The 22156-nt window shown below is 67.0% G+C and carries 15 protein-coding genes; 11 read left to right on the top strand and 4 right to left on the bottom strand.

The features are described from left to right. From OEB96_RS14065 to OEB96_RS46650, 6 genes are all read left to right on the top strand, one after another. The gene (locus tag OEB96_RS14065; RefSeq protein WP_266216184.1) at positions 1 to 2253 is read left to right on the top strand and encodes a type VI secretion system Vgr family protein; all 2253 of its coding nucleotides are present in this window, start codon (positions 1 to 3) and stop codon (positions 2251 to 2253) included. Between the two features lie 25 nt (positions 2254 to 2278). After that, a complete protein-coding gene (locus tag OEB96_RS14060) occupies positions 2279 to 4471 on the top strand; it encodes a serine/threonine protein kinase (RefSeq protein ID WP_266216183.1) in 2193 nt (730 codons plus the stop codon). A gap of 3 nt (positions 4472 to 4474) precedes the next feature. After that, positions 4475 to 5032: a hypothetical protein gene (locus OEB96_RS14055; protein WP_266216182.1), complete on the top strand. Its 558-nt coding sequence runs from the start codon at positions 4475 to 4477 to the stop codon at positions 5030 to 5032. A gap of 498 nt (positions 5033 to 5530) precedes the next feature. Beyond that, positions 5531 to 5908 (top strand): peptidoglycan-binding domain-containing protein, encoded by a 378-nt coding sequence (locus OEB96_RS14050; protein ID WP_266216181.1) that lies wholly within the window; start codon positions 5531 to 5533, stop codon positions 5906 to 5908. Between the two features lie 38 nt (positions 5909 to 5946). Beyond that, a complete protein-coding gene (locus OEB96_RS14045; protein ID WP_266216180.1) occupies positions 5947 to 8697 on the top strand; it encodes an N-acetylmuramoyl-L-alanine amidase in 2751 nt (916 codons plus the stop codon). An 18-nt stretch (positions 8698 to 8715) separates the two neighbouring features. After that, the gene (locus OEB96_RS46650; protein ID WP_407674625.1) at positions 8716 to 8985 is read left to right on the top strand and encodes an IS66 family transposase; all 270 of its coding nucleotides are present in this window, start codon (positions 8716 to 8718) and stop codon (positions 8983 to 8985) included. Positions 8986 to 9020: 35 nt separating this feature from the next. On the opposite strand, the gene OEB96_RS14040 is transcribed toward OEB96_RS46650, so the two are convergent. The 3 genes from OEB96_RS14040 to OEB96_RS14030 all read right to left on the bottom strand — a co-directional run bounded on the left by OEB96_RS14040 (position 9021) and on the right by OEB96_RS14030 (position 14977). Beyond that, positions 9021 to 9317 carry an Rpn family recombination-promoting nuclease/putative transposase gene (locus OEB96_RS14040; RefSeq protein WP_266216179.1) on the bottom strand — a complete coding sequence of 99 codons (297 nt, stop codon included), beginning with the start codon at positions 9315 to 9317 and terminating at the stop codon, positions 9021 to 9023. Between the two features lie 335 nt (positions 9318 to 9652). Further along, complete coding sequence (locus OEB96_RS14035) at positions 9653 to 11857, bottom strand: hypothetical protein (RefSeq protein WP_266216178.1); 2205 nt, start codon at positions 11855 to 11857, stop codon at positions 9653 to 9655. An 840-nt stretch (positions 11858 to 12697) separates the two neighbouring features. After that, positions 12698 to 14977: an FG-GAP repeat protein gene (locus OEB96_RS14030; protein ID WP_266216177.1), complete on the bottom strand. Its 2280-nt coding sequence runs from the start codon at positions 14975 to 14977 to the stop codon at positions 12698 to 12700. A 162-nt stretch (positions 14978 to 15139) separates the two neighbouring features. On the opposite strand from OEB96_RS14030, the gene OEB96_RS14025 reads away from it, so the two are divergent. Then, positions 15140 to 16102 (top strand): hypothetical protein, encoded by a 963-nt coding sequence (locus tag OEB96_RS14025; protein ID WP_266216176.1) that lies wholly within the window; start codon positions 15140 to 15142, stop codon positions 16100 to 16102. A gap of 49 nt (positions 16103 to 16151) precedes the next feature. Beyond that, positions 16152 to 18041, top strand: coding sequence for a serine/threonine-protein kinase (locus tag OEB96_RS14020; RefSeq protein WP_266216175.1), 1890 nt, complete (start codon positions 16152 to 16154; stop codon positions 18039 to 18041). A gap of 25 nt (positions 18042 to 18066) precedes the next feature. Here the strand turns inward: OEB96_RS14020 and OEB96_RS14015 are convergent, their stop codons facing one another. After that, positions 18067 to 19776 (bottom strand): hypothetical protein, encoded by a 1710-nt coding sequence (locus OEB96_RS14015; protein WP_266216174.1) that lies wholly within the window; start codon positions 19774 to 19776, stop codon positions 18067 to 18069. A gap of 56 nt (positions 19777 to 19832) precedes the next feature. On the opposite strand from OEB96_RS14015, the gene OEB96_RS14010 reads away from it, so the two are divergent. The 3 genes from OEB96_RS14010 to OEB96_RS14000 are packed head-to-tail and all read left to right on the top strand — an operon-like array spanning position 19833 to position 22144. After that, positions 19833 to 20810, top strand: a complete 978-nt coding sequence (locus tag OEB96_RS14010; protein ID WP_266216173.1) for a zinc-dependent alcohol dehydrogenase — start codon at positions 19833 to 19835, stop codon at positions 20808 to 20810. A gap of 3 nt (positions 20811 to 20813) precedes the next feature. After that, positions 20814 to 21224, top strand: a complete 411-nt coding sequence (locus OEB96_RS14005; protein WP_266216172.1) for a 6-pyruvoyl trahydropterin synthase family protein — start codon at positions 20814 to 20816, stop codon at positions 21222 to 21224. 41 nt (positions 21225 to 21265) lie between these two features. Further along, positions 21266 to 22144: a lysylphosphatidylglycerol synthase transmembrane domain-containing protein gene (locus tag OEB96_RS14000; protein WP_266216171.1), complete on the top strand. Its 879-nt coding sequence runs from the start codon at positions 21266 to 21268 to the stop codon at positions 22142 to 22144. Positions 22145 to 22156 lie beyond the last annotated feature (12 nt).

Below are 22156 nucleotides of genomic sequence, written 5' to 3'. Positions count from 1 at the left end.
ATGGCAGACGATGGCGCTGGCATCCACCAAGGTACGCTGATCGAGGTCGACTACGACTTCCAGTGCGAAGACGCAGGCGACACCACCTGGCTCCTCTACCGCATGCGCTTCATGGAGGACGTCAACGATTGCTACGAGCTCGACCTCGATCTCGTGACCAAGGACCTCTCGGCCGACACCGACGTGTTGCTGGGAGCGAGCTGTTCGCTCGAGATCTCCCGCGGCGAGCACACGCGCACCGTGTTCGGGATCATCATGGCGGTCGACTACGGCGGTCCGCACTCGGACAGCGAGCTGCTCATCAACGTGCGAGTCGTGCCCGCGTTCCATGTGCTGGGCCAGCAGACGCACTCGCGCATCTTCCAGGAGATGAGCGTGCTGGAGATCCTCGAGGAGGTGCTCGGCACCGAGCTCGGCGCTTACGACCGTACCTTCGACAAGGGCTCGGCCGCGCGGGGCACCGCACCGCGCGACTACTGCGTGCAGTACCGGGAGACCGACCGGGACTTCTGCGTGCGCTTGATGGAAGAGGAGGGGATCTCCTACTGCTTCGTGCACGACGAGGATCTCGGTCACGAGGTCCTCACGCTCACGTACGCCAACGACGACTTCACCGACGCGCAGAACGTGGACGGGACGGCGGTGGTGCCGATCATCGTGCAGCGGCCGGACACGGCCGACAGCGAGTCGATCCAGAGCTTCGACTTCCTGCAGGTGCTCACGTCCACCTCGCTTTGGCGCCGCGACTACGACTTCACCACGCCGCTGTCGCTGCTCGAGGACGAGAAGGTGGGTGCCGGGCCCAAGGGGCGCAACCGCAGGATCTACCGGCACACCGATCGCCGCTTCATCGTCGACGACGTGGCCGACCGCAACGCCGATCACCTCGAGGCGGCCCAGGCCCACGGCAAGGTGGGGCGAGGCACGGGCAACGTGATCGGCTTCGCTTCGGGCAAGGTGTTCGAGCTCGAGCGCCACGTGCGTGACGACCTCGAGGCGCGGTTCTTGATCACGCGGGTGGTGCACGTGGGCGAGTGCCCCGAGGTGCTGCTGGCCACCACCGACGGGGCGTCGAAGGCCGGGCGCTACGGCAATTCGTTTCGCTGCATCCCGGTCGAGGTGCCGCTGCGGCCGGCGCAGACGGTGCCCAAGCCGCGGGTGTACGGGCCCGAGACCGCGATCGTCAGCGGGCCGTCGGGCGAGGAGATCAACGTCGACGAGCACGGGCGCATCAAGGTGCAGTTCCACTGGGAAGAGGAGACGACCTACGACGACACCTCGTCGTGCTGGGTTCGCGTGCGGCAGCAGTGGTCGGGACCCGGGTGGGGATTCCAGTTCATCCCGCGCATCGGTCAAGAGGTGGTGGTGGAGTTCCTCGGGGGAGATCCCGATCGGCCGCTGGTGGTGGGCACCGTCTACAACGGCGACAACGGCTACCCGTACCCGTTGCCCGACGAGAAGACCCGCAGCGGGATCAAGACCGACTCGGTCTCGGGCGACGGCAGCAACGAGCTCCGCTTCGAGGACCAGAGCGGCAGCGAGGAGGTCTACATCCACTGCCAAAAGGACTTCACGATCGCGACCGAGAACGACAAGAACCAGACCACCGGGCACGACGAGACGCTGACGATCGGCAACGACCGCACCAAGCTGGTCGAGCACGATCAGAGCGAGACGGTGAAGAACGACAAGACCATCAAGGTGGAGGGCAACCACACCGAGACGATCGTCAAGGACATGCAGCTGACGGTCGAGGGCAACCGCAGCGTGGGCATCACCAAGAACCACAGCGAGACGGTCTCGGGCAACTACGACTTGACGGTGGAGAAGGCCAAGACGCTGGCCGTCAGCGCCACGTTCGACGAGTCGGTGGAGAAGGCCAAGACGATCCAGGTGGGCGGGGATTTCTCCACCAGCTGTGACGGAGCCGTGTCGATCGCGGCGAGTCTGTCGTATGCGGTCACCGCGGGCAAGGAGGCCAGCATCCACACCGACAAGTCGCTGTCGTATGACGCGACCGAGGACGTCAACGGCAAGTCGGGCAAGAAGATGAGCCTGGCGGCAGGCGACGACCTCGCGATCAAGACCGACAAGAAGGGGCAGCTGGTGGCGGCGGACGAGCTGACGATCAAGTGCGGCGATGCGAAGATCGTGCTCAAGAAGAACGGCGACATCGCGATCTCCGGGGCGAAGATCGACATCAAGGGCTCGGGGGCGGTGACCGTCAAGGGGTCGACCGTCGACAACAACTAGCACGGCTGGGAGGTCGAGACGGGTGTTGGAGGCAGGGCCAGAGTCGAGCGTCGTCGAGGTACCTCGGGGGTTCGAGGACCTGTGCGGGCAGGTGCTCCGGGAGCGCTACGCGATCGACGAGCTCGTGGGTTCGTCGCCGCAGCGCGCGGTGTTTGGCGGGAGCGATCGGCAGGGGGATGGTCGTCGTGCGGTGCTGGTGACGGTGGTGCGGCCGACGGAGCCGCACGACTCGCCCACGCTGGAGCGCTTCGAGCGGCGCGTGGCGGCATGCGGGCGGGTGCGGCATCCGGTGGTGATCACTCCGACCGATCATGGCGAGCTGCTCGACGGGAAGCTCTACTTGGTGACCGATCGTCCGCCCGGGGAGCCGCTCGATCGGCTCGTGACCGGGAGCGAGCAGGGGCGGATTGCGTGGGCGGAGGCGCGGCCGCTGCTGCTCGAGCTGGTGCAGGGGATCGGGGCGGCGCACGCTCGCAAGGTGGTACACGGGGCGCTGAGCCCTCGGTGCTGCTGGGTCGAGCTCGGGGCGCCCACGCTCCGGGTGATCGATTTCGGAGCCAACACGAGTCCGTCGGAGGCCGAGGGGGAGCAGGTGAGCTCGCGAACCACCGCGGTGAGTCACGATGCGGTCTACATGGCGCCCGAGGTCGCGGGCGGGATGCTCGGGGACGAGCGTGCCGACGTGTACTTGGTGGGGCTCGTGGCGTGGTTCGTGCTGGTGGGACGGCCACCGTTCAGCGGAGGCAATCCGTTTCAGCTGATGACGCAACACCTGAGCACGCCGGCGCCGGCGATGGTCTCGTGCGGAGCCGACGTGCCCGAGGCGGTGGAGGCGTGGGTGCGATCGCTGCTCGCGAAAGGGGCGGGTGCTCGGCCAGCCTCGATGGCGGAGGTCGAGCAGGCGTTGCTCGGGCTCGACGAAGGCGGGCAGGTGGTGGGCGCACCGCGAGCAGTGGAGCCGGTGGCGGCGCGAGGGCGCAAGGGGCGGGCGCGGGCGAGGCAAGCTCGTGCGTCGGCCCTGTTGGGCGACGGAGGCGCGCAGTCGCGAGAAGAGGCCGTGCGGCGGCTCGATGGTGGCGTGGCGTCGGTCGGACGAGCGCGAAGGCTGCCGGGGCAGGAGATCGTGGATGCTCGGGTGGCAGCGCCGCGGAGGGAGGCTGCGGCTTCGATGGCAGCGGCGGCTTCGATGGTGGCGCCGACTTCGACGGTGCCGGAGCCGGCTCCGGTGGTGATGCCGGCAGCAGTGGTACCGGAGCCGGCTCCGGTGGTGGTGCCGGCTGCCGTGGAACCGGAGCCGGCTCCGGTGGTGGTGCCGGCTGATGTGGTGCCGGAGCCGGCTCCGGTGGTGATGCCGGCTGATGTGGTGCCGGAGCCGGCTCCGGTGGTGATGCCGAGCGCGTCGGCTGGATCGACCACGTTCCTGTCGAGGAACGACATGCTCGATCTGCACTGGCAGGGCAGGCCACCCGCCGGAGTGGAGGCAGCGGCGACGCGTTCGCAGGTACTGGAGGTCGAGGCGACGACGATGCTGAGTCCGGATGTCTTCGCGGAGTACGTTGGCGCTGGCTCGGCGCCGATGGAGCTGGGCCCGGAGGACATCGAGGAGTACGTTGCCATCGCCTCGGCGCCAACGGAGCTGGGCCCCGAGGACATCGAGGAGTACGTCGAAGCCGACTCGGCGCCGATGTCGTCTCGCTTGCCCCTACCTTCGCCTCGGTTGCCGTCGCTGGAGGAGGCAACGATGATGCTGCGCCCGGAGGACATCGAGGAGTACGTCGAGACCGGCTCGGTGCCGTCGTCGGGTTCGCCGAGTACGATGTTGCTCACCAAGGATCAGCTCCGTGCTCTGCGGGCGGGGTTCCTGGTGGAACCGAGCACGCCGAGCACGGATGTGGGGTCGGTGCCGCCTGCGGGTTCGCAGCCGACATCGGCTCCGGTGATCACGGGGGCGACCCAGCGGGTGTCACCCGAGCTGATCCGGGCGCTGCGCAGCGGGGCGCTCTCGGGAGAGCTGCACGCTTCGGGGCCCAATCCCTTGCAATCGGCGGAGGGACGATGCGAAGAGCGGACGCAGTATCTGTCGATCACGCGGCAAGACGCACAGCCCGCGCTCGGAGCTCCGGCAGCGCACGAGTCGACACAGGCGCTCTCGCCCGAGGAGATTGCCGCGTTCCGGCAGTCGTTTGCCCGGCCCGGCTCGAGGGCGAAGGAGGGGTAGCGGATGTTTCACGGGAGTGCATCGCGAGTGGAGGTTCGCTTCGACGACGGACTGTGGCGGTACTGCCTCGGGTCGGCGATGGGGCGCGATGGGGAGGCGTTGACCGAGCGGGAGGCCCGGTGGGTGTTGGCGCAGTGGTTCACGCGGGAGCCCGGGCGGGGGGAGCTGCGGAGGTTCGCGGCGACGGAGCTGCGGGTAGAGGCGCGAACCGACGACGGGCTGGTGGAGCGGGTGCTGGCGCTCTTGGAGATGCGGGCGGTGAGGCTGTGGCGGCTGCCGCGGATGGGGATCGCCGAGGCGTTCGAGGTGGCGGAGGCCGAGGAGGCCGAGCCGCTGGTCGCGGAGAGCGAGGACGAGACCCACTGGTTCCACGTGGTGGTGGTGGATGAGGAGGACCGGCCCATGGCGGGGGTGCGGTATCGGATCGAGCTGACGGATGGGCGGGTGCGGGAGGGGAAGACGGATGCGAACGGGGGGGTGTACTACGATGGGATGCCGGCGGGGGAGTGCAATTTTTTGCTGGTGGAGTACGACGAGGAGATGTGGAGCCCGGCATCATAGTGCCATAGTTGATGCACGGAGAGTGAAGCGCTGAGGATCCACCCTGGCTTCGTTATTTGTACAACCTACACTCCTGGAAGGTAGTATCATGCATGAGCCAAACGAAGATGCGCAACCTGACGATGAGTTCAGATCGCCGACCCCGAACGAGATCTCATGGCGTGACATGGGCGTTCGCTCCGTCGCCCGGTCGATCGAGGGTCGAGACGATCTCAATACCCTAGAACTCCTTCCGCCCCTGCTTTTTTCGATATGATACACAAAGTCCAGGCAGGAGATTGTATTGGCTCGATCGCTGCGAGCCATGGGTTCACGTGGGAGCGAATCTGGGACCACGCTGATAATCAGGCGCTGCGTGAACTGGGTCGAGAACCCAACCTATTGGTTCCTGGTGACATCGTTCACATCCCCAAACGGAAAGAGAGGGTCGAATCAATCCAGACGGACCAGTCCCATCGCTACCAGATCCGACGCCAGGTCACCAAGCTCCGTCTTCGCTTGGTCCTCAGCCTCGAGCCGGCTGACGCCGAGCCCTACGTCCTGGTCTTCTCGGGTAAGCGCGTCGAAGGCAAGACCGACTCCAATGGGCTGCTCGAAGTTGTCATTCCGACCTCGGTGAGAGTCGCGGACTTGCTACTTCCCGAGCGCGAGATGAAGTTTCACTTACAGATCGGCGACCTCGAGCCCGCGAACACGACCCGTGGTCTCCAGAGTCGGCTAACCAATCTCTCCCTATTCATGGGGAACTCGAACGGCGATCTCGACGGTACGACTCGCGCCGAGATTCTCCACTTTCAGTCCGCGAACGACATCGACCCGAGTGGGGGCCATGACGAAGAGACCACTGCCGCCCTCGCAGACATGCATGGGGTTTGAGACGATCCGCCATGATACACCCATACGGCTCACGCACCTTGAAGTTGAAGACGCCCGAGCTCGAAGGCGATGATGTCCTCGAGCTTCAACGCCGAATCGTGGCCTTCGGGTCAAAAGGGAAGCCCGTCCCATGCACCGGAAAGTTCGACGTCGACACCAAGGCTGCGGTCGAGCGCTTCCAGAAGCAATTCGGCCTCGAACAAGACGGAATCGTTAGCTTCGACGAGTACTGGACGATCGATAACTGGGCGGCCGAGATGAAGCCGGCGATGGAGGACTTCCTCGATGACTACGCTTGTGATCACTCGAACGTGACCGGCGACTACCTAAAGAAGTGCAATGAGCTGTGGAGCGGCCACGTCAAGGGCAAGATCGAGATCGTCGGCTCGACCAGGACCGCGGGTGGCGCGTCGACATGCAAGGGCTTTGGCAGCCAGCTCACTCAGGTCGCGCTGACGTCTGGTAAAACATGGACCTACTCCAAGACCATAGATCTCGTCGAGAATCCAGGCATCGACAAGACCTTGTTTTGGATGGTCATGGGTGTGATGAGTATCTACGGCGTACGCAGGCTCAAAGTCAATAACGGATATCGATGCAACTTCAAGTATTTTCAGATCAACAAGATCCACGGTCCGGCCTCGATGAAGAACCACACGGGCCATGCGGTCGACTTCACGATCCCCGGTAGCGGCATCGCACGACCAAACGGCAAGTCGCTGACGCCTCGTACGAGCAAGGCGGAGCACTGCAATCAGATCCGCGATGATCTCGCCAGTTTCGGGATCGTCGAGACGTTTGACGAGAATACGAAGAACCGCGGTAGAACCGAGCCCAGGAAACATGCGCCGACATGGGTTCACCTTGATACGACGGTTTACGAGCAGCACACATACGTCAAGAGCGTGGAGGAGGCCATCGCTCCACAGGCGAAACTCGTCGCTTTGCCCGTCCGGCTCTCACAACGCGCGGAGGCGAATCAAGAATCACTTAGCCTCCTCCATCGCCATGTGGAGCAGGAGCGCAGAGGTGGCTACTTTCCGATTGGTGCGAACACCATTTGGCACGGTGGGGTCCATCTGCGCGTTACCGAGGGCTCGCGGGTTTATGCCTGTTTGCCGGGTCGTATCGTCGCGGCGCGTTTGGCTATGGATCCGATCGGTAGCTATGGCAGCCGGAATTTCGTCTTGATCGAACATCATTGGAGGGACCGGACGTTCTTTTCCTTGTACATGCATCTGGCGAGCCAAAAGGCTCCGCCCGAGGGGTTGGAGGAGGCAGCGACGTGGCTGAAGCATGGCGGAAGAAGCGGCGATCTCCTTACGCAACTTGCCGATGGAGCCGTCGTTGCGCTGGACGTTCCAGTGGCAGCGGGAGATACGTTGTGGGCCTCAAGCAAATACGGCTCAGGAGGTCATCGAACTGGACTCTTGCACTGGGAGATCTTTGCGGAAGATCACCTGTTCGAAGGCCGCAAACCATCGAAGGAAAACGTCAAGGATCTCCTTCCCAACGCGGAGCCGAAGACACCTCCCACATCGCGCAAGATCCTGATCCGCGAGTTCCAGGGCCCAACCAGCGTCGACCCGGGGGAGACGGCGGTCTACCGTATCAGCAAACTCAACGTCGCTGATCCCACGGCCGAGGAGAAGAAGCAGATCAACTGGCGGGTTGAGTGGCCTGGGGGTTCCGAGGTCCTCGAAGACCATGGTCCGGTGCTACAACTCGAGGTAGACGGGACGCGTGCGGGGCAAGAGGTACGGGTAATGCCATATATGAATTCGCCGTCGAGCGATATCGCGGTGAAGACGGAAGTGTCGACTCGTCCGCAGATCAAGTGGACGCTCGTCGAGGATGGCGACAATGACTACAACGTCGATACCGAGGCGATCCGGGAGCTGTTCGCTGATGGCGTGCTCACCGACGGCGTGATTACTGACGATGAACTCGCCGACTTCTATGCCGACGAACGGCGCGCCACCCCGTTGCGTGGATACGTGTGCAAATTCATCAGCGAGTGGGGGATCCCAGACTTGAGCGCGGCGATCAAGAAGCTTGTAGGGCGATGGACGACCGTGGGTTTGGAGTCGCGTATCAAGCCCTACCTCTGGTGGAAGGACGCGGTCAAGGCAGGGGTCGATCTGCCCGGGTCCGCCCATGTCTGGCACTACAATCCGATCCAGTTGCTGTGCGCGCTGTTGCCCGCGCGCCTGGTGTTGGCGACGACTCGCGTGGGTTCCATCGACCCTCACGAGGCCGCCACGGATAAATTCATCTTAGACCACGACATCACCCGACGGGACGTCTGGGGCCGGCACGTTCCCAGGTACTCAGAGATCAACGCGGACTGGGGCTATACACTGATCACTGTCCACCACGCAGGTGACAGTGGTGCCCATACGCCGCAGGAGATTGAGGAGAAACACATGGTCTCGAACGGGTGGTCTGACGTTGGCTATCACTTCTTGATTGATCCTGAGGGACACATCTACGAGGGGCGCAGATTGTTTCTTCAGGGGGCGCATGTCAAGGACAACGCCACGAGCACCGGTAAGGTGGGCATCATCGTGCTTGGCGACTTTGAGCCGAATTGGTGGGATGATGACGATGAGCCAACGACCCGGCAGATGGCGAGTTTGTTGTCGCTCGCGTTGTGGCTCAAGGCATTGTTTCCAAGCATCAAGACTCTCGGCGGGCACCGTGACTGGGACGACACGGCGTGTCCTGGCGAGACACTCTATGAACAATTGCCCATGATCCGCGTCAAGGCCCGCCTCGGGGCGCCATGATCCGTAGGCGACGACGAGATGAAAAGGGTATCAGGCGTGGGTGCGGCCCCGCCACGCCCCGCAATCCGGGGTTCACCGGGCAGGACACACTTCATCGAGCGCGCCGGTGGCAAGCGCCCCGGCTGCTGGGCTCACGGACGTCGCCGTCTCGTCGAAGCCGCGAGCGCGGGTGACCTCGTCGCGCATGCCGCCCTGCACATCATCGCGCGGTTGTTCGCCCTCGAGCGAGCTGCCACCTTCGCGGGCGACACGGCCGAGCAACGCCGCGCCCGACGGCTCGAAAGCTAGGCGTCCGTGGTCGCCGAGTTACGTGCCTTCGTCGATTACCATCGCGGTGGCAGCAGGCCGTCGCGGGTGGATTGGTGCTCGAGCGCGGTGTAGAGGGCGATGCGACGGGTGGTGCCGCGCAGACGGATCGTGAAGAGGAGATCGGAGCTGCGCCGGGCGAGCTTGCGGCTGGTGTAGTCGGCGGAGGCGAGTTCGAGGGTGGTGAGATCGAGATAGGCGAGGCAGCGAGGAGGAAGCACGTGACGCAGGAGGATCGACACCGTGTCAGGACGAGCGAACACACGCCGAACGAAGGCATCGTGGATGTTGCGTGGGTGCCGACGGACTCGCATGGCGAAGTGGCCATGCGAATTCGGTTCCGGGAGGTGGGTCGAATGATCTCGGTGGGTTGGCGGCGATGACTCGACGGTGGCCCGCCCGTTGGCCGGGGCGTGGCCAATGGGTGGGCCGGCGTGGCCCGAAGGGGTTGAATTCGAGGGGTGATGGAGGAGGCTCACGACGTGGGGCATGGAGGCCCCAGGGGCACGGGCACTCCGGAACACAGCGGTAGCTGGGCTCGCACCTGATGCGATCGCGAGGGGGTACCGCTGCAACGCCATTCGTGGCGACTTGGGCCCAGGAAGGCCCGGTCCGCTCGCGGACTCACCCTGCGGCGCTCATGCCCGGATCAGTACAGGTAGACCGCGCCGGAGTTGGTGACGGAGTCGTCGCCCTGATTCCCGCCGATGCCGGTGGCGTTGCTGTCTTCGTGGCTGGCGCCGATGGCGAGGGTGTTGCCGTCTCCGCTCAGGGCTACGCCGAAGCCGAAGTGGTCGCCCACATTGGTATTGGAGGCCTTGACATAGGCCTGCTGAGACCATGTACCCATGCCATCGCGGGTGAGCAGGTAGACGGCGCCGGAGCTGATCGCGGAGTCATCGGCTTGGTTGCCGCCGATGCCAGTGGCGTTGCTGTCTTCGCTCAGGGCGGTGACGGCGAGGGTGTTGCCGTCGCCGCTCAGCGCTACGCTGATGCCGAACCAGTCGTTCGAGTCGGGGTTGGAGGCCTTGACGTAGGCTTGATGAGACCACGTGCCCATGCCATCGCGGGTGAGCACGTAGACGGCGCCGGATTCGGGGGAGGAGTCGTCGGCCTGGTTGCCGTCGATGCCGGTGGCGCTGCTGCTCTCGCCCCGGGCGCCGACGGAGAGGGTGTTGCCGTCGCCGCTCAGGGCCACGGCAAAGCCGAAGTAGTCGCTCGTGCTGGTGTTGGAGGCCTTGACGTAGGCCTGCTGCGACCAGGCACCCATGCCATCTCGCACGAACACGTAGACGGCACCGGAGACCGGGGAGGAGTCATCGGCCTGGTTGCCGCCGACGCCGACGGCGTTGCTGGCTTCACCCAGGGCGGCGACGGCGAGGGTGTCGCCATCCTCGCTCAGCGTCACGTCGAAGCCGAAGCCATCGTTCATGCCGGTGTTGGAGGCCTTGAGGTAGGCCTGTTGCAACCAACCACCCTTGCCGTCGCGGACGAACACGTAGACGGCACCGGAGTTGAATGCGGAGTCATCGGCCTGGTTGCCGCCGACACCGGTGGCGTTGCTGTCCTCGTACCGGGCGCCGACGGCGAGGGTATTGCCGTCTCCGCTGAGGGCCAGGCTCCAGCTGAACTCGTCGCCCCAACCGGTGTTGGAGGCCTTGACGTAGGTCTGCTGTGACCATGTACCCATGCCGTCGCGGGTGAACAGGTAGACGGCCCCGGCATCGCTGGCGAAGCCGATGCCCGGGTTGGCGCCGATGCCGGTGACGTCGCTGTCTTCGTAGGGAGCACCGACGGCGAGGGTGTTGCCGTCTCCGCTGAGGGCCAAGCTATAGCCGAAGATGTCGTGGGGGCTTGGATTGGAGGCCTTGATGTAGGCTTGCTGGGACCAAGTGCCCATGCCATCTCGCACGAACACGTAGACGGCGCCGGAGTCGGGAGAGGAGTCGTTGCCCTGATTGCCGCCGATGCCGGTGGCGTCGCTGTCCTCGAAGTAGGCACCAACGGCGAGGGTATTGCCGTCCCCGCTGATGGCCACCATGCGACCAAAGTAGTCGTCCGAGCCGGGATTGGAGGCCTTGACGTACCCCACCGCATCCACGAGTGCCTCCGTCACGTCCACCGTCGCCGAGTCCGTGCAGCCTCCTGCGTTGCATGCTCGTAGCACGTAGCTCGCCTGCCAGCGAAAGTGCAGTGGCATCTCGAACGACACCGACTCGCCCACGATGTCTCCTCCGAGTGACGCGTACGCCTCCCCGGGCGCGGGGCTCTCGAGCAGCTGGTAGTACTCCGCCCCGGGCACGGCCGCCCAGCTGAAGTCGAAGCGCTTGACCTGCGAGAAGCTCAGCTGCAGCACGGGCTCGCCGGGCAGCAGGTAGCACTCGCTCACGTCGTAGCTGCACCCGACCGCACACGCGAGCGTGCCCACGTCGAAGCCGAGCCCTTCGCAGGTGCCGCCCGTGAGGTCGTCGCCCTCACACTCCTCCCCCGCGGCTTCGTTGATCACACCATCCCCACACGCGACGGGTGTGCAGTCGTCGTTGCACGTGGGTGACTCCCCAGCGTCGTCGCAGCTCTCGCCGACCTCGACGACCCCATTGCCGCAGGTGGGTTCAGTGTCTCCCGTGCCGCTGGTGCTCGAATCGACGTCCATGCTGGTGCTCGAGTCGACGTCCGTGCTGGTGCTGGTGTCGACGTCCGCGCTGGTGCTGGTGGCGGTCGAGTTTCCTTCGCTGGTGGTCGTGGTTTCCTCGGTGGTGGTCGCAACCACGTCCGGCACCGGGCTCGAACATCCGGCCCCGTGTATGAGCAGCAGCAGCGACCCCAGGACCATGAGCGAGCGAAGGACGGGCATTCCAATAGATCACGCAAGGCGGGGCTCTCTGTCAATCATCGGTGCGGGTTCGTTGGGTGCGAAGATCTCCTCGACCGAGGCAGCGGCGAGCGCTCGCCGGAACCAGCGTTCGAGGAGCTGTTCGTCCTTGGTGGAGAGGATGCGCCGGCGCGCGGCGGGAGGAGGCAGCGGAAGGGATCGGAGCTCGAGCACGTCGAGCAGCGAGCGGGCGCACCTCTGGCAAGCTCTCGGTGAGGCCCTTGTGCTGTAGTGAGTCGAGCTGATCACGGGAGCCCGCGGCCGTTCGTCCTACGCTGATGTCGTGAGCCCGGACTGGGTGTGAGCCTCATCTTCGGGGACAAGATGAGATCGAGCAGAGGGCGCGGGCGAGATCGACGAAGACGAGGATGGAGCGATCGGGTGGGGATCGTTGAGCACGGATTCGGCGAGATCGTTGGCGAGCATCTTGAGCTCCACCGGGGTGTCGAAGGGTGTCGAAGGCGGTGTGGACCTCCGGGGAGATCGTTGAGATCGGGGAGGCGAGTCGGCGACGTCCGGGCACGGCGTTGGAGGAGGACGATCGTGAAGAGGAGACGGAGCTGCACCAGGCGAGCTTGCGGCTGGTGTAGCCGGCGGAGGCGAGGTCGAGGGTGGTGAGATCGAGGTAGGCCAGGTACCGCGGAGAAAGCACGTGCCTCAGGAGGATGGACACCGTGTCGGCGCCGTCCGGTACGCCGAGGCGATTCGGTGGCAGGTGCGCGGCGCGGGCCACTCAGGTCGCGGGCGTTGGTTCGGTCGGAGGCGCCGCGGCCATCGACTCGCGACGTTCGTGGGCCCATCGTTGGGAGTTGGGGGCGGGGTTCAGTAGAGGTAGACGGCTCCGGCGTCGGAGGCGGAGTCATTGGCCTCGGCGGCGGGACCCGGGTCGACGCCGGTAGCGTTGCTGTCTTCGTAGCGTGCGCCGACGGCGAGGGTGTGGCCGTCAGCGCTCAGCGCCACGCTTTGGCCGAAGTTGTCGAACGAGTCAGTGTTGGAGGCCTTGAGGTAGGCGTGCTGAGACCATGTGCCGATGCCGTGGCGCGTGAACATGTAGACGGCTCCGGCGTCGGAGGCGGAGTCATTGACCTCGGCGGCGGGACCCGGGTCGACGCCGGTAGCGTTGCTGTCTTCGTAGCGTGCGCCGACGGCGAGGGTATTGCCGTCAGCGCTCAGCGCCACGCTTTGGCCGAAGTAGTCGCTCGCGTCAGTGTTGGAGGCCTTGAGGTAGGCGTGCTGAGACCATGTGCCGATGCCGTGGCGCGTGAACACGTAGACGGCTCCGGCGTTGGAGGCAGAGTCGTCGGCCTCGGCGGCGGGGCCCGGGTTGATGCCGGTAGCGTTGCTGTCTTCTCCGTATGCGCCGACGGCGAGTGTGTTGCCGTCAGCGCTCAGCGCCACGCTGTAGCCGAAGTAGTCGCTCGAGTCAGTGTTGGAGGCCTTGAGGTAGGCGTACTGAGACCATGTGCCGATGCCGTCGCGCGTGAACACGTAGACGGTTCCGGCGCTGGAGGCGGAGTCGTCGGCCTCGGCGGCGGGGCCCGGGTCGACGCCGGTAGCGTTGCTGCCTTCGAGGTGTGCGCCGACAGCGAGTGTGTTGCCGTCAGCGCTCAGCGCCACGCTTTGGCCGAAGTTGTCGGACGAGTCAGTGTTGGAGGCCTTGAGGTAGGCGTGCTGAGACCATGTGCCGATGCCGTCGCGTGTGAACACGTAGACGGCTCCGGCGCCGGGGGCAGAGTCGTCGGCCTCGGCGGCGGGGCCCGGGTTGACGCCGGTAGCGTTGCTGTCTTCTCCGTATGCGCCGACGGCGAGGGTATTGCCGTCAGCGCTCAGCGCCACGCTCCGGCCGAAGTAGTCGCTCGAGTCAGTGTTGGAGGCCTTGAGGTAGGCGTGCTGAGACCATGTGCCGATGCCGTCGCGCGTGAACACGTAGACGGCTCCAGCGCTGGAGGCGGAGTCGTTGGCCTCGGCGGCGGGGCCCGGGTTGACGCCGGTGGCGTTGCAGTCTTCCCAGAAAGCGCCGACGGCAAGTGTGTTGCCGTCAGCGCTCAGCGCCACGCTGTAGCCGAAGTAGTCGCTCGAGTCGGTGTTGGAGGCCTTGAGGTAGGCGTGCTGAGACCATGTGCCGATGCCGTCGCGCGTGAACACGTAGACGGCTCCGGCGCCGGGGGCAGAGTCGTCGGCCTCGGCGGCGGGGCCCGGGTTGATGCCGGTAGCGTTGCTGCCTTCTCCGTATGCGCCGACGGCGAGTGTGTTGCCGTCAGCGCTCAGCGCCACGCTGACGCCGAAGTAGTCGCTCGAGTCAGTGTTGGAGGCCTTCACGTACCCCACCGAATCCACTAGCGACCCCATCACGTCTACCACCGCCGACTCCGTGCACCCCCCAACATTGCATGCCCACAGCCGATAGCTCGCCTCCCACCGAACGTGCAGCGGCATCTCGTGCGAGACCGACTCCCCCACGATGTCCCCCCCAAGCTGCACGAATGGCTCCCCGGGCGCGACACTTTCCTCCAGCCGATAGTACTCCGCCCCAGCCACCGCGGCCCAGCTGAAGTCGAACAGTTTGACCTGCGAGAAGCCGAGCTGCAGCATCGGCACCCCGGGCAACACGTAGCACTCGCTCACGTCGTAGCTGCACCCCGCACCGCACGCGAGCGTGCCCACGTCGAAGCCGAGCCCCTCGCAGGTTCCACCCGCGAGATCATCTCCATCGCACTCCTCCCCGGCCACGTTGTTGGCCAAACCATCTCCACAGACCACGGGCGTGCAGTCGTCATCGCACAGCGCCGTCGCTCCACCCGCGTCGCATTGCTCGCCCCGGGTCGCGTTGACGATGCCATCGCCGCATTGTGCGGGCGTGCAGTTGACATTGCACGTTGCCGTCTCGACCCCCTCATCGCAGCTCTCGCCGGCCTCGACGACCCCGTTGCCGCAGGCGGGCTCATCCTCCCCGGTCTCGCTCGTACCCGACTCGTCGACCTCCGTGGTCCCTTCACTCGAGCCATCAGTCCCGTTCGCTTCCACTACGAACTGGCTCGCGCACCCCGCCCCGAGTACCACCACCGCCAGCCACCCCATCACGAACAGACGTACGACGAGCATGCCGGCACCATCCACGCAACCTCTCGCTGCTGTCAACGAACGCGTTCGCCGTTTGCACGTTCGAGCCGTTCGCCGTCACAACCACCATGGACTGAACGTGTCACAACACTCGATCTCCATCCTCACTCTCCTCAAACCGCTCTACTCTCGACCCAGTCCCCCATGACCCCCTCGCCCTCCCGCCGCGCCCCCTCCCTTCTGCTCGGTGCCCTGCTCACCCTCCCGCCGACCACCGCGTCGGCCCACCCCTTCCCCTCCGCCTCACTCGCCCCCACCACCCGCGAGCGCAGCCAGTTACTGCTCGCCGAGGGCGATGCCGCTTACGCCAACGAGCACCTCGAAGAGGCGATCTCGAAGTATCGCGCCTCCTACTACGGCCTCTCCCCCGACGATCAAGCCTCCTACCTCGGCTCGCTGCCGGTCCGCAAGGCCATGCGGACCTACGAGCAGCTCATCGCCAACCAGCAGGATCCAGCCAAGCAGCGCGCCTTGCTGCAGCGTCAGCGTCTACTCCTGATCGAGTTCCTCGACGCGGTCGCAGACAAGTACGGCGCCGCCGACGAAGTGGGCGAGGACGTGATCGCCGAGCTCGAGCAAAAGCGTCGCTCGATCGACGACGCCCTCACCGAACCACAGACCGACGACACCGAAGTCCCGGCTCCCAGCGTGCCTCCCGCGGACCAGCGCACGAGCGAGGCGTTGCCCGGCCCTGACGATGGCAAGGACACCTCCTCTCCTCCGCCTCCCAAGCCCCCTCGCGACTGGCTCGGCCTCGGCCTCGTGATCGGCGGCACCACCACGCTCGCAGCCGGTGCCGGCGTGAGCATCGGCTACTTCTCCATCCGTAGCGGCGCCGACGCCCTCGTCGCGGCAGGCAGCAGCAACCCAGCCCACGACCCCGACTCCATCCAGACCTACCTCGACCAGGAGTACGCCCGCGCCCGCATCTTCCTCATCACCGGCGCCGCCGCGGCCGGCGTGGGCCTGGCCGTCGTCATCGGCGGTGCCGTTCACCTCGCGCTCCACCGCCGTCGCCCTCACACGCCCAGCGACGCCACCGCCTCGACCCTTGCCCCCATCGCCAGTCCCACCACCGCCGGCCTCGTGTTCCGCCACCGCTTCTGATCCAGCCGCCGTCCCCCCGACCCGAGGCAGGCCAGCAAGGACTCCCACCATGAGCGCCCCCGACAAGATCCCCGAGCCCAACCTCAGCGATCGCATCCTCGATCGCTACCATCTCCTGCACCGCATCGGCGTGGGCGGCATGGGGGCGGTCTACGAGGCGGAGCACACGCGGCTGCGCAAGCGCTTTGCGGTCAAGCTATTGCGCCACGAGCTGGCGACCAACGAGATCTCGCGCAAGCGCTTCCTTCGCGAGGCTCGTGCGGCGTCGGCCGTGAGCCACCCGCACGTGGTGGCGATCTCCGACTTCGGCGAGACCGACGAGGGCCACGTGTTCTTCGTGATGGAGCTGCTCGACGGCAAGGATCTCCATGACGTGCTCGAGGCCGAGCGCGCGCTGCCGTGGCCTCGCACGCGCGAGATCCTGCTGCAGGTCACGTCGGCCCTGCAGGCGGCCCATCAGCTGGACATCATCCACCGCGACATCAAGCCGTCGAACGTGTTCCTCGTCGACGTGCCGGGCAAGGGCGACGAAGACTTCGTGAAGGTGCTCGACTTCGGGATCGCAAAGCTGTCGGGCAACCTCGGCGAGGCCACGGCCAAGCTCACGTCGACCGACGAGATCTTCGGAACGGTGGCCTACATGGCGCCGGAGATGGTGGTCGGCAAGAACGACGACCCCCGCTCGGACATGTATGCGGTGGGCGTGATGATGTACCGCATGCTCACGGGCGCGCTGCCGTACACCGAGGGCAACGCGTTCCAGATCCTCTCGCAGCACATCAATGCACCAATCCCTTCGGTGCGCGAGAAGAACCCGGCGATCTCCGAGGTGGTCGAGGCGATCGTGCAGCGAGCGATGGCCAAGCAGCCGAGCGACCGCTTCGCGACGATGGAGGAATTCAACCGAGCGCTGCGCCGGGGCATGCTCGAGGCGACCGAGGTGCCGGCGGTGGCACTGGCGGCCCGGCTGGTCGAGGCCGCGCGGGAGCCCCTGGCGGAGGTGCGGCCAAGGCCCGACATCGACGAGAGAGCGCCAGTGCCGACGCAGGGGATGGGTGCCCCCGCGCTCACCGACGCGGCCGCGGTCCCGCGGATCGAGCAGACGGTGGTGTCGACGTCGATCGTGGTGGATCCGAGCGGATCCATCGGAGTGCCACTGCGCGAGGTCGAGCCCACGGTGGTGTTCGACTCGGGCTCGATCGGTCGGCCCGCGCCGGACCATGCGGTGCTTCCGGAACCCGCCGACCTCGAAGCACGCGATGAGCCTCGGCGATCGTCCATGCGGTTCGTGCTCCCCATCGTGGGGCTCGTTGCGGCGGGGGTGATCGCGTTCACCATGCTGGGCGGGTCGGACGATGGTGCCGGAGCCAAGACGCCGGTGCAGGCGGTCGCGAGCATCCTTCCGGAGGCCAAGCCAAAGCCGGACGCCAAGGATCTCGAGCCTGCGAGACAGGGAGATGCACCGGAGACGCTCGGGCCGGAGCCGAAGCCCGCGGCGGACGACGGGGACGACGAGCCGGAGCCCGCCGCGGATGACGGAGGCGACGAGCCGGAGCCCGCCCACGCCGGTGCCGATGGATCGGAATCGAAGGCCGAGCCGAAGCCGGCCGCCGACCCCGAACCACCCAAGCCAACCAAGTCAACCACGACGCTCGAGCCGTCTTCGACCAAGCCGTCTTCGACCAAGCCGTCTTCGACCAAGCCCAAGTCCGACAAGGAGGTGGTCGCAGGCCTCGCGGCGAAGATCGCCAGCAAGTGCAAGGGGCAGAGCAGCGGCAAGGTGAAGGTGGAGGGGCTCATCAGCGCCTCCGGGAAGGTCGAGAACCTGCTGGTGACCCCACAAGGCGGGCTGGGATCTTGCGAGAAGCGCGTCAAGGGAGCGAAGTTCGACCCGCAGGGAGGCGTGCGGCCGATGCCGCGGTTCACGGTGGAGCTATAGGGAGTCGGGATGGGTCGAGCAGATCTCACGGCGCCGGCACACCCCACCGATGCACCTCGGTGGCGCAGCGCAGAAACCCCTCGGCGAGGTCCTCGCGCACGTGCAGCGGGGACGACGAGCGCTTCACCATTCGCCGATACGATCGCAGACATTCCGAGCGCTGGATCTCGGCGTTGAGGTCCTCGTAGCTCTTGTGCGGCAGGAAGATCGCGTCGGGGCGGTCGCGGCTGCAGTACTGCTCGAACGACTCGCCGCGGAGGTCGGAGACGATGCCGACGAGATCGACCACGCGAGTGCGCAGGAGCACGAGGCCGGTGACGCCCATCTCGGAGTGGTAGACGGTTTGGGCATCGGGCAGGCAGTGCGCCACGTCGAACAGGCCGCGGACGGTGGTGACGGTGTTGGCGTGGGCTCGCATGAGCTGCGCATCGCTTCGCAGCCGCGGCATGGCGGGAGGCTTCCATCCGAGCGTGGCCGCCACGACGATCGCCGCGAGCACACCGGTCTCGAGCCGCGGTCGCGGGCGCGCAGGCGGCAGGAGCAGCCAGGCGGCACCGAGGCCGAGGCCCACGTAGCTCGGCCAGGGGACGACCGCGAGCGGCTCGCTGGTCTCGGTGGGGAGCAGCTTCTGCCAGTACCCCACCACGATCGCCGGGGCCATCACGGCGAGGGCGATGAGGGTCGAGCGGTGGCCACGGGCGGCGCGCGTCTCTCGGAACCGGAGATCCGCACGCGCGGCCGCCATGATCAATGGCACCACTCCCGGCACATAGAAGCGCGCCCGATAGCCCATGATCTCGTTGGTGAACAGCAGGTGATAGCCCCACAGCGCCACGGTGGCGCCGAGCAGGGCCCAGGTGCCGGCGTCACGTCGATGGCCGGCGATCCACGATAGCGGCGCGGCGAAGACCAACATCACCGCGAAGTATTGCGCCTTCGCGCTCAGACCCACGCGAAACACGTGCTCGCCATAGGGCTGCAGACCCGCGGTCTTCATGTAGAACGAGAGCGGCAGGGCAGTGCCGTAGTACGCCCACAACCCCCCGAGCAGCACGAGCATCATCGCCGCCAGCGCGGCGACATAGCGCCACGGAAGCTCGCGGCGCGACAGCAGCGCATCCAGCCCGTACCCGACGGCAGGCACGAGCGCGACGTCGGGTCGAAACAGGTAGACCACGACCGTGAGTGCCGCCGCCGGCACGGGCCCGAGCCGCGGGCCTTCCCCGGACGACGGCCGCGGCGAGAACATCGCCGTGAGCACGAGCGCGAGCGCGAGCAGGGTGGCGGCGGTCTCCATCCCGGTGAGCACGGTGGTGAGCACCAGCGGGCAACCCAGCCCGAACAGCACGATCATCGCGCCCCGGTACGCCCGATCACCGTCCTCCCCGAGCGCCCGCACACACCACCGAGCGAGCACGACCCCCGCCGCCCACAGACCCAGCGCGCTCACCACCTTGATCGCGACGACGTAGTGCGTGGCCCACAGCGCCGCGCACACGGTGGCGACGAGCTGGAACGCCTGGCTGGTGCAGCCGTAGACGGGCCCGTCCTCCACGTTCCATGCGAACATGCCGTGCTCGAGGGCGTTGAGCCCGAAGCGCTTGAAGAAGTAGGCATCGTCGAACGCAGGCGCGCCGATGTCTCGCACGAGCAGGTAGCCGATCACCACCACCAAGACCCCGGCCACGGGGGCCCAGGGGCGAGCGGAGACCGAGGCGTCGGCACGGGTGCTCATGGATGGCGCGACGGCGAGCATTGCACGACGGCCGGCCATCGTGGACCCTGTGCGCCGTGAGCACGATCGACGCACGCGCATTCTGGGTGACCGGTCCTGGACGCGGGGAGCTGCGCACCGAGGCGCTCGGCGAGCCCGCGGAGGACCAGGTGCTGGTGGAGGCCCGGTGGAGCGCGATCAGTCGCGGTACGGAGTCGCTCGTGTTCCACGGACGCGTGCCCCCGAGCGAGCACGAGCGCATGCGAGCTCCGTTCCAGATGGGCGACTTCCCGGCCCCGGTCAAGTACGGCTACTGCAGCGTGGGCGAGGTGGTGCAGGGGCCGGACGAGCTGCGGGGGCGGTCGGTGTTCTGCCTGCATCCCCACCAAACCCGCTATGTGGTGCCTGCGGACGCGGTGGTGCCGATCCCCAGCGAGGTGCCGCCGGGGCGGGCCGTGCTGGCAGCCAACATGGAGACCGCGATCAATGGCCTGTGGGATGCCCGGCTGCGGATCGGTGATCGCGTGTGCGTGATCGGAGCGGGGGTCGTGGGCTGCCTGGTGGCCTACCTCGCGCACCGGGTGGTGGGCTGCGACGTGGAGCTGGTCGACGTGGATCCGCGCAAGGCCCCGGTGGCGCAGCGCCTGGGAGTGCCGCTACGCGATCCCGAGCACGCGCGCGGCGAGGCGGACTGCGTGCTCGAGGCCAGCGGGTCTCCGGCGGGCCTGCAGCGAGCGCTGGCGCTGGCCGGCCGCGAGGCGACGATCGTGGTGCTCTCGTGGCTGGGCGATCGGCCGGCCACGCTGCCGCTGGGGGAGGCGTTCCACGCCCAGCGCCTGCACCTGGTCTCGTCGCAGGTGGGCACCCTGCCCGCGTCCCAGCGCGCGCGATGGACCCATCGACGGCGGCTGGAGCTGGCGCTGCGCCTGCTCGCCGACGAGGCGCTCGACGGCCTGCTGACGGGGGAGAGCCCGTTCGAGGAGCTGCCCCAGGCCATGCCCGAGGTGGTCGCGCCCGGGCGCTTCGTGCTGTGCCACCGGGTCGTGTACGGTTGATCCATGTTCACCGTCTGCGTTCGCGATCACGTGATGATCGCCCACAGCTTCCAGGGCGAGCTGTTCGGGCCGGCTCAGCGCCTCCACGGAGCGACCTACGTGGTCGACGTGGAGCTTCGTCGCAAGGACCTCGATCCCAACGGGGTGGTGGTGGACATCGGGCGCGCGAGCGAGGCGCTGCGGTCGATCGTGTCCCGCTGGGCCTATCGCAACCTCGACGAGCTGCCGGAGTTCGCGGGGCGCAACACCACGACCGAGGTGCTGGCCAAGGAGGTGTTCGACGCCATGAAGGCCAAGATCGACGCGGGCGAGCTGGGCTCGGGCTCCGACGGGCTGTGCTCGCTGCGGGTGGTGCTGCACGAGTCGCACGTGGCCTGGGCCGCCTACGAGGCCGAGCTCGGGGTCCCGGGGTGATCGCCGCCCTGCGGCGCGCCGCCGCGGAGCGTCCCCGGTCGGTGGCAAGGTTGATCGCGGGGCTGCGGGTGGCGACGAGCGTGGGGCTGCTGGCGGTGACGCTGTCGTGGCTCGACGTGGACGCGCTGGGCGTGGCGCTGCGAGGGGCCGACGGCAAGTGGCTGGGCGTGGCGCTGCTGCTGTCGATTCCGCAGCTCGGGCTGGTGGCGTGGCGCTGGAGCTTCACGGCCAGACGACTGGGACTGGCACTGCCCATGAACGTGGCGTGGCGCGAGTACTACCTGTCGGCGCTGCTGAACTCGGTGCTGCCCGGTGGAGTCGTGGGCGACGTGGCTCGTGTGGCGCGTCAGGCCCACGATGGCGAGCAGCCCGTGGGTCCGGTGGCGCGTGCGGTGGTGGTGGAGCGTACGTCGGGCCAGGTGGTCCAGTGGCTGGTGCTGCTGGTGGGGGCGGCTGCGTGGGGGCTGGGGGATCTGCTCGTCGCGGCCGCGATCACGGTGCTCGCGGCGGCGGCGGTGGTGCTGGCGCTCGCGGTGGGACCGTGGCGCTGGCTCGTACGAGTGCGGCAGGAGCTGCGCGCGGCGCTGCTGCACGAGGGGGCGCTGGCGGTGCAGCTGTGCACGTCGCTCTCGAGCCTGCTGCTGCTGGTCGGCATGTTCTGGGCGTGCGCGGTCGCGGTCGACTCGGCGCTGTCGCCCGGGCAGGCGCTGGTGCTGGTGCCATGGATCCTGGTCGCGACGGTGCTGCCGATTACCGTGGGCGGCTTTGGCGTGCGGGAGCTGAGCGCCGCGGCCCTGTTCCCGCTGGCGGGGTTGCCCGCGGCCGAGGGAGCCGCGAGCGCGGTGCTGTTCGGAGCGGTGAGCCTGGTGAGCGTGCTGCCGGGACTGTGGCCGCTGCTGCGGCGAACGAAGCAGGAGTGACATGACGCGACC

Origin of the sequence: Paraliomyxa miuraensis, assembly GCF_026337845.1 — a bacterium.
GTDB classification, from domain to species: Bacteria; Myxococcota_A; Polyangia; order Nannocystales; family Nannocystaceae; genus Paraliomyxa; species Paraliomyxa miuraensis.
Note: the sequence above shows the minus strand (reverse complement) of the source record. Positions and strands in the feature narration are given on the sequence as shown.

Excerpts from the sequence above, each read along its gene's own strand:
- OEB96_RS14065 (WP_266216184.1), top strand. The coding sequence starts at position 1 with ATGGCAGACGATGGCGCTGGCATCCACCAAGGTACGCTGATCGAGGTC.
- OEB96_RS14055 (WP_266216182.1), top strand. The coding sequence starts at position 4,475 with ATGTTTCACGGGAGTGCATCGCGAGTGGAGGTTCGCTTCGACGACGGA.
- OEB96_RS46650 (WP_407674625.1), top strand. The coding sequence starts at position 8,716 with ATGAAAAGGGTATCAGGCGTGGGTGCGGCCCCGCCACGCCCCGCAATC.
- OEB96_RS14040 (WP_266216179.1), bottom strand. The coding sequence starts at position 9,317 with ATGCGAGTCCGTCGGCACCCACGCAACATCCACGATGCCTTCGTTCGG.
- OEB96_RS14035 (WP_266216178.1), bottom strand. The coding sequence starts at position 11,857 with ATGCCCGTCCTTCGCTCGCTCATGGTCCTGGGGTCGCTGCTGCTGCTC.
- OEB96_RS14030 (WP_266216177.1), bottom strand. The coding sequence starts at position 14,977 with ATGCTCGTCGTACGTCTGTTCGTGATGGGGTGGCTGGCGGTGGTGGTA.
- OEB96_RS14025 (WP_266216176.1), top strand. The coding sequence starts at position 15,140 with ATGACCCCCTCGCCCTCCCGCCGCGCCCCCTCCCTTCTGCTCGGTGCC.
- OEB96_RS14020 (WP_266216175.1), top strand. The coding sequence starts at position 16,152 with ATGAGCGCCCCCGACAAGATCCCCGAGCCCAACCTCAGCGATCGCATC.
- OEB96_RS14015 (WP_266216174.1), bottom strand. The coding sequence starts at position 19,776 with ATGAGCACCCGTGCCGACGCCTCGGTCTCCGCTCGCCCCTGGGCCCCC.
- OEB96_RS14005 (WP_266216172.1), top strand. The coding sequence starts at position 20,814 with ATGTTCACCGTCTGCGTTCGCGATCACGTGATGATCGCCCACAGCTTC.